The sequence below is a fragment of the uncultured Anaerococcus sp. genome (assembly GCF_963510575.1).
In the GTDB taxonomy this organism is placed as follows: Bacteria; Bacillota; Clostridia; order Tissierellales; family Peptoniphilaceae; genus Anaerococcus.
In genome coordinates this window covers 1-2,870 of sequence record NZ_CAUPFR010000148.1, presented here as the reverse complement: position 1 = coordinate 2,870, position 2,870 = coordinate 1, and the positions used below count along the sequence as shown (strand labels likewise).

The window sequence follows — 2,870 nt, the reverse complement described above, 5'->3', positions numbered from 1 at the left end:
TATTCTTCTCAGGTACAGCTATGGAAGTTGCCCCAGTAGTTGAAGTTGACGACATCAAAGTTTCTGATGGCAAGCCAGGCAAGGTATGTCTAGAACTTAAAAAACTTTTCGCAGACCTAACACATGGTAGAAATCCAAAATATATGGATTCCTTGAGACCAGTTTACGAAAAATAAATTTTATAAGATATGAGTCAGTGGATCAGTCCACTGACTTTTTTTATTGCTTAAAATTTACAAGAAAAAATCTTGCGAAATGATAATAATATAAAATAAAAATTAATATTTGATGTGAAATTAGTTTGAACAATTCTACACACACACTTTTTAATTCAAAATTAAATTAGATTTTAAAGGAGGCTTTATAAAGATAATTTTTCGTAATTTTAAGCTTACATAATAAAAATCAGATTATAAAAAGCATTAATCTAAGTTGTTTTGTCCATTACTGCCAGAAGTTTTTCGAAAAGTAAAGGAAAGACAAAAATACAATCTTAAGCAGACTAAAGTAAACCATATAAATGATAAAAAGTTAACTGAAAAAACTGAAGCCCTTGAAACAGAGAAAGAGGAAAAAAATAAAAATTCAAAAGATGAGAAATAAAAACAATATTTTATTAACATAACTAAATAACTGAAAAAAGAAAATACAATAAATTTATAAAAAATGCAAGATTATTAAATATTTTATGTTAAATTTTCGTAAAAGTGCTTATATTAGTGACCAAATTGGTATAACATAAAATACGTGTCAATAGATACAAGATATAACCGTAAATTTGAAGTCTTAAATTATACGGTTTTTATTGCTCGAATTACTTATTATTTATAAGTTTTATGAATACATTTAAAAAGGAGATTTTATAAGAATGAAGAACCCAATAAAGAATGGTAAAGAGGTCTTTGCCGTACTTTCTATGGCAACAGTTATGTCAATATCTATGTCTGTAAAAGTAGATGCAGCATCAGATTCAGCTATCAATGAAGATACAAAAGATGTTGTTATGGCAGCAGCACAAAATATGGATAGATCATCTAGTTCAAATGATGGTGTAGACAATTCTGGATCCAAAGAAGCTACAGCAAAGCGTGAAGATAATAAAGAAGCTCTAGCAGAAGACACTAAAGCTACAGACTCAGGAAGTAATGAAGTAACTGGAGAAAATTCAGCAACAAAGACAGATGCCCCTGCACTTGAATTTTCAGAAGGAAACAAAGTTGAAGCAGTGAGATCAGCAGAGGGAGAAGATCTTAAAGCTGAAAATATACAAGATAAAGCAGATGAAGGAAATAAAGAAGACAAACTTGAATTAGGAGAAGAAAGAGCACCTCAAGCTCAAGGAGCAGGGGAAACTTCTGCTCAAGAATCCGGAGAAGCTGGAAGTCAAGCTCAAGAAGATAAAAATCTTCAAAAAGTAGATGACCCAAATTATGGTGAAGATGAAGGAAAAATCAAAGACTACGATGGATCTGAGCGATATAAGCAAACAGATCTCCAACAAGGAAATGTAAATCAGGAGATCTATAAGACTGATAAGAATGTAGAAAAAGACGGCTTTAAAGTTGACTTTAAAAACCCATCCGCAACATCACCAAGTAAGACTGAATATGGTTATCAAATCACCATAGACAAAAAGACTGGTCAAAGAACCTATACTAAGATTTATGTAAGTGATTCCGGACGTACTCCTGTAGAAAAAGGAGATAAGTCAATGATGGATCAGAAAGATAAGTTAACTTCTGAATCTCCTGATGTAACCTATAAGCCAAATGAAAATGTAGAAATTACGGCTTCTGGTTCACAAAGAAATTTGGACTATGAGGCCAGTGAAGAAACCCTAAGGCATATAAATAACAAGGATAACTCCTCAACATCTTTCGGTATTAAAGACGACTATACTAAAGAGAATCCAGGAGTTAAGTTTTTTGGAGATAGCTTCCTCTTAGGTTACAAGGTAAATCCATGGCCAAATGAAAATGATAAGCTTGAGGAACTAAAGCTAAATCAACAAGGCTCAAAATTAGAAGAAAAGTACTTTGTCCAAGGCCAAGATATAGACACCGGTATTAAGGTCGATAATGTGGACGAAAGTGCTAAGGAAAGGCTAGTAGGCCAAGTTTATAGCCCTATTACAGGAGCTATTGTTCCGGGGGCAAGTGCCTATATAGGAGAAAATGGCAACATCCATATCAAGCTACCTGAAGGTGCCCTAAAAAAAGATGAAAACGGCAAGACTATCATCAATGAGGGTTCTATCTTTAATACACCTGACTACAAGGCCCTTCAAAATCTAGATGTTAAATTCTTTGCTCGTCCGAGAACAGCAGAAGAATTTAAAAATATAGCTGAAACACCAGACGAATTTGGTGACACAGGAACATATACAGGCTCAGGGGCAGGTACTGCCGACATCAGCCACAAAGGAAATAATGTCAAAATCGACAAGCAAGGAATCGACCGTTACGACCACTACAACCTAATTGGTGGATTTAAGCTGAATCTTGATGATACCAGATACTACAACCAAAGATTTGAAGACGGCAATAATGATGATACTTCCACTATAACATCTTCAGCTGTTAAACCAGGTGATCCATTTAAAGTTAAAATAGTACAACCAGAAAATCCAAAAGATATTGACAAATCTGCAGAAGAAATGAATGCAGCAAAAGGAAGAGGAGAAGCTTTTGGAAAGATAGACTTAGCTTTTGTCAATAAGGAAAATGAGGGCAAAAAAGATGAGGATAAGTGGAAAGTAGATTTAGATCCTAATGACATTTCTAAATTTACTATTACTCCACCAAAATCTGCAGAAGCTGGTGACTTTGTAGCCATCCCTGTAGAATATACCTACACAAACGGGTCTAAGG

General features: G+C 34.0%; 1 protein-coding gene. It reads left to right on the top strand.

The features are described 5' to 3' along the window. Window positions 1-868: 868 nt before the first annotated feature. Window positions 869-2,870 (top strand): adhesin domain containing protein (locus RQ907_RS08340; RefSeq protein ID WP_399522481.1); only part of this gene is annotated, 2,002 nt, incomplete at its 3' end.